Consider the following 4,654-nt stretch of genomic DNA (forward strand, 5'->3'; position numbering starts at 1 on the left):
ATCCCCCGATGCAACTGCTGGGGCCCGGCGCCCGGGACACCGGACACCCGGGTCGGGGGTGGCGCCGTCGGGTTCGTGGCCGCACGCCGCAGAGTCCAGGTGCCGGTCCCCGTGCGATAGGTGTCAGCCATGACGCCCGTCTCCTCCGCCTAGTATTCGGTTTGAGTGACCGTTTACATCCGGTCACCCACAGAACATCTACTACATCTTGTAGATGTAGGCTCGGCGAGTGCGGTTCCCTCCAGGCCACGTACATACGGATGGGCGAATCGCAGACACGCCGTTGACCAATCAAGGAAGTTTGCGTGAATTTGTCTGCCGGAAAGGCGTCCTCGCCATGACCACACCGATCCATTCGGCATCACAGCTGGCCGTGAACGTGCTGGACGCTCATTCGCTGCTGGCGGCGTTCGGCGTGTTGGGCGTCGGGGTGGTGATGTTCGCCGAGACAGGGCTGCTGGTCGGCTTCTTCCTGCCGGGCGACTCGCTGCTCTTCACGGCCGGTCTGCTGTGCACGGGCTCGGCGGAGTCGAGTGTGCACCTGTCGCTGGGACCGCTCCTGGTCGCGGCGGCGGCAGGCGCCCTGGCCGGGGCGCAGTGCGGCTATGTGCTCGGCCGGAAGGCGGGTGGAGCACTGCTGGCCCGCAGCCGCTCGCAGCGTCTGCACGAGGGTGCGAAACGCGCCGAGGAACTGCTGGCGCGATACGGACATGCGAAGGCGATCGCGCTGGCCCGTTTCGTGCCAGTGGTGCGGACCGTGCTCAATCCGGTGGCCGGCGCACTGGAGGTACCGGTGCGCACGTTCACGTTGTGGCAGATCATCGGCGGCCTCGTGTGGAGCCTCGGACTCACCCTCGCGGGGTACGCGCTGGGCTCGTCGATCCCGAACGTCGACCGCTACCTGCTCCCGCTGGTGACGTTGATCATTTTCGTGTCGCTGATCCCCCTGGCTGCCGAGGTGCACAGGGCTCGGCGGGATGGCCGGCCCGAGGGGGGATGCAGGTGATCATGGCTTTCGACGGGTCGTCCGTCGACGGCACCGCGTATCTGGATGTGGTGCGTCTGGCCCGGCATGCGCCAGCCTGGCTGGACGGAGCGGTGTCGTTCTGGTCGACATACGGGCTCGCGGTGTTCGCCCTGCTCGCGGTCGTGGGTTGGTGGTTCGCTCGACGGGATGGGGATGCGGCTGCGGTGAGGGCGCTGGCCGTACCGGTGGTCGTGGTCGTTGCCTATGGCGTGGATGCCCTGACGAAGCTGGCGGTGCGCGAGGACCGGCCGTGCCAGAGCCTTCGGGTGAAGACCCTGGAGGCGTGTCCGGCGCCCGGCGACTGGTCCTTCCCCAGCAACCACGCGGCGATCGCGTCCGCCGCTGCCGTGGCCCTGTTCTTCGTCTCGCGTCGGCTGGGAGCGGTCGCGGCCGTGGCGGCCCTGGCGATGGCGGTCTCGCGGGTGTGGGTCGGCGCGCACTATCCGCACGACGTCGCGGCAGGCGTGCTGGTCGGTGGCCTCGTCGCGCTGATGGCGATGCTCGTGCTGCGACGGTGGTCGCCATCGGTGGACCGGTGGATCGGCTCCGGCCGCCTGCGCCGGCTGCTGAGCCCCTCATGAATCGGCGCGACGCCGCCGACCTGGCTGGGGCGGTCGGTCTCGGCGCCTGGGTGGCGTTCGGCGTCCTCACGCTAGTGGTGATCGGCCAGGACGGCGCTCAGCTGTGGTCGGACGACGGTTTCCTGGCCTGGTCGCTCGGCCATCGGCCGGACGTCGCCAGGGCTCTGGCCCGAGGGGTGACCGATACCGGCAGCGGTGCCGTCCCCTACATCCTCGCCGTGTTGGCCGGCATGGTCGCGGGACGAACCGTACGACGACGGATGGGGGCCGCCGCACTGGGCCTTGCCTGTCTGGTAACCGGTCAGTCGCTGCGCTACGGGGTGATGGAAGCCGTCCAGCGACCGCGTCCCGCCCGTGCCGACTGGGCGGCGTCCGCGGGCGGTTGGGCGTTCCCCTCGGGACACACCACCACAGCGGCCCTCGCTGCCGGGCTGCTGATCGTCGCGGTCTCACTGCGCGCCCCGCGCGGCGCCACCCCACTCCGGGTCGTCATCGGGTGCTGGGGCGTGCTGGTGGGCCTGTCCCGGGTCTATCTCGGCGTGCACTGGTTCACCGACGTCATCGGCGGCTGGCTGTTCGCCACCGGATGGCTCGGAGTGTGCCTGTACGCGATGACCCGATGGCTGCCCGCATCGTTTGTCTCTGGTACGCCCCGTGCGCCGGACAATCCAACGGAGGACCATGCGCCACAAGATCCTGGTCGTCGAGGACGATCACGCCCTGCGTGACGTGCTGCGCCGCGGCCTGCTCGACGAGGACTTCGACCCCGTGCCCGCCGCCGACGGCGCCACCGCCCTGCGGCTGGCCACCGACGACATCGCGGCCGTGGTCCTGGACGTCGGGCTGCCCGACGCGGACGGCCGGGACGTCTGCCAGGCGCTGCGCGCGGGCGGGTTCGCCGCCCCGATCATCTTCCTGACGGCCCGCCATCACCTCACCGACCGGCTGTCCGGGTTCTCCGCCGGAGCCGACGACTACCTGCCCAAGCCGTTCCATCTCGCCGAACTCGTCGCCAGGCTGAGGGCCGCGCTCAAACGGGCCGTACCCGCGGCCGTGTCCACCGCCGGAGACGTGGTCCTGGACGCGATCCGGCACAGCGCGCGCGTCGGCGACGTCCACATCGACCTGTCTCCCACGGAGTTCCGTCTGCTGGCCACGCTCATGGCCGCAGGCGGGACCCTCGTGTCCCGCCGCGACCTGGTCAGGGCCGCCTGGCCGGACGGCGCCCAGGTCAGCGACAACACCCTCGACCAGTATCTGAGCCGACTGCGCCGCAAACTGCGCGAAGCGGGCAGCGGCCTCGGCCTCACCACGACACGCGGGATCGGGCACCGGCTGTCATGAACCGGCTCGCGCGCCGTCTGGCGCCCCGCACGCTGCGCGGTCGGCTCTCGCTCGTGGCACTGTCCACCGCCGCGCTCCTGATGACCGTGCTGACCGTCGTGTTCAACACCGTGATGGACCGGCACCTCGAGCACCAGGCTGACGACGAACTACGCAACCGCGCCGCCGCCGTCGCCACGACCGTCGACACCAGCGGGCCCCGAGTGCGGGTCCTGGAGACAGTCAACGACAGCCTGCTCGACACGAACTTGTGGATCTACACCGGGACACGGCTGCTGGAGAAACCGCCGTCCGCCGCGGCCGACAGCGCACTGACCCACACCGCCGACCGGCTCGCCGCGCGGGCCAGGCCGGTCTGCGCGACCGCGCAAACCGACAACCCCCGCTTCGTCCGCCTGTGCTCCCAACCCGTGTCCGGTCTTCGCAGCACCGCCACCGTCATCACGGCCGTGGATCTCGCCCCCTACCGCAACTCCGCCGGCACCCTGCTGTCGGGCTCTCTGATCCTTGACGCTGTCATGCTCGCGTGCACCTACGCGCTGACGCGGCTGGCCGTCGGACGGGCGCTACGCCCCGTGCGCACCATGACCGACCATGCCACCCAGTGGAGCGCCGTCGGTTCCGACCAGCGTTTCGGCACCGAGAACCAGCCGGCCGAACTCGCCCGCCTGGGCACCTCGTTGGACGCACTGCTGGACCGCATCCGCACCGTGCTGCGTCACGAGCAGCAGCTGACCGGGGAGTTGTCCCACGAACTGCGCACCCCGCTCACCCGGATCGTCGTCGAGCTCGACTGGTGGCGGGCCCGCCCGCGCTCGGCCGACGAGACCGAAGCCATCCACGAGGTGATCGCGGAAGCCGCCCAGTCCATGCGCACCATCTGCGACACGCTGTTGAACGACGCTCGCGAAGGCGCACAGAACACCACCACGGCCGTCGGTGCCACCGCTGTCGCTCCCGTGCTGCGGCGGCTGGTCGACGACCTCGACGCACAGAAGCAGCTGAAGACCGTCGTCGACATGCCGGACCAGCAGCTCGAGGCGGGCGTCGCCTCCCCTCTGCTCGAACGCATCGTCAGCCCGCTGCTGGCCAATGCCGTTCGCCATGCCGGCTCCACGGTGACCGTGTCAGCAAGGCAGCTGCCCGGCGGCGGCGTCCGCATCGATGTCACCGACGACGGTCCCGGGGTCCCGGAGGAGTTCCTCGACGATCTCTTCCAGCCCGGTCGGCGCGCGGACTTGGGCGACGGGCACGACGGGGCGGGCCTGGGACTGCCGCTCGCGCGGCGCCTGGCCCGCGCCGTCGGCGGCGAGGTCTCCCACGACCCCGAGCACACACCCGGAGCACACTTCCTGGTCGACCTGCCCGCCGGATGACGTGATTCAGTCGGCCCGCCGGGCGACCGGCTCCCGCTCCGTCACCTGCGGTGTTCTGCGCTCCTGCACCCGCGCGTACGCCATCAGCCCGACCAGAACGGCCAGCAGCACGACGGAAGATCCCGCAGTACCGAGGTCCAGACCGCCCTTGGCGACCGGCTTGGTCAGGAGGTCACCGGCGGTGGCTCCCAGGGGGCGGGTGAGGACGAAGGCGATCCAGAACAGCAGCACGTTCGGCACGACCGGCACTTTCATCAGCCAGACGAGGACGGCCAGTACGCCCGTCACGAGCAGCGCGCCGCCGGCGTAACCGAGGCCCGAGCTGT

The 4,654-nt window shown here is 70.5% G+C and carries 5 protein-coding genes and 1 pseudogene; 5 read left to right on the forward strand and 1 reads right to left on the reverse strand.

Going from position 1 to position 4,654, the window contains the following annotated elements; genetic code table 11:
- Positions 1–337: 337 nt before the first annotated feature.
- From JF597_RS49025 to JF597_RS49045, 5 genes are read left to right on the forward strand one after another with little or no spacing between them, the layout of a single operon-like run.
- A complete protein-coding gene (locus JF597_RS49025) occupies positions 338–1,006 on the forward strand; it encodes a DedA family protein (protein ID WP_294012352.1) in 669 nt (222 codons plus the stop codon).
- The gene (locus JF597_RS49030; RefSeq protein WP_294012365.1) at positions 1,003–1,608 is read left to right on the forward strand and encodes a phosphatase PAP2 family protein; all 606 of its coding nucleotides are present in this window, start codon (positions 1,003–1,005) and stop codon (positions 1,606–1,608) included. The genes JF597_RS49025 and JF597_RS49030 overlap by 4 nt, the downstream gene beginning before the upstream one ends.
- Positions 1,605–2,336, forward strand: coding sequence for a phosphatase PAP2 family protein (locus JF597_RS49035; RefSeq protein ID WP_294012355.1), 732 nt, complete (start codon positions 1,605–1,607; stop codon positions 2,334–2,336). Before JF597_RS49030 ends, JF597_RS49035 begins: the two co-directional genes overlap by 4 nt.
- A complete protein-coding gene (locus JF597_RS49040; RefSeq protein ID WP_294012358.1) occupies positions 2,290–2,952 on the forward strand; it encodes a response regulator transcription factor in 663 nt (220 codons plus the stop codon). The genes JF597_RS49035 and JF597_RS49040 overlap by 47 nt, the downstream gene beginning before the upstream one ends.
- Positions 2,949–4,328, forward strand: a complete 1,380-nt coding sequence (locus tag JF597_RS49045; protein ID WP_294012362.1) for an ATP-binding protein — start codon at positions 2,949–2,951, stop codon at positions 4,326–4,328. The genes JF597_RS49040 and JF597_RS49045 overlap by 4 nt, the downstream gene beginning before the upstream one ends.
- A gap of 6 nt (positions 4,329–4,334) precedes the next feature.
- On the opposite strand, the pseudogene JF597_RS49050 reads toward JF597_RS49045, so the two are convergent.
- Positions 4,335–4,654: pseudogene (locus JF597_RS49050) on the reverse strand (hypothetical protein); the annotation flags it as partial.

The organism is Streptomyces sp. (assembly GCF_019510245.1).
Lineage (GTDB): Bacteria > Actinomycetota > Actinomycetes > Streptomycetales > Streptomycetaceae > Streptomyces.

What these genes read in the sequence shown, in the direction of transcription:
- JF597_RS49025 (WP_294012352.1), top strand. Translation starts at nt 338, where the DNA reads ATGACCACACCGATCCATTCGGCATCACAGCTGGCCGTGAACGTGCTG.
- JF597_RS49035 (WP_294012355.1), top strand. Translation starts at nt 1,605, where the DNA reads ATGAATCGGCGCGACGCCGCCGACCTGGCTGGGGCGGTCGGTCTCGGC.
- JF597_RS49040 (WP_294012358.1), top strand. Translation starts at nt 2,290, where the DNA reads ATGCGCCACAAGATCCTGGTCGTCGAGGACGATCACGCCCTGCGTGAC.
- JF597_RS49045 (WP_294012362.1), top strand. Translation starts at nt 2,949, where the DNA reads ATGAACCGGCTCGCGCGCCGTCTGGCGCCCCGCACGCTGCGCGGTCGG.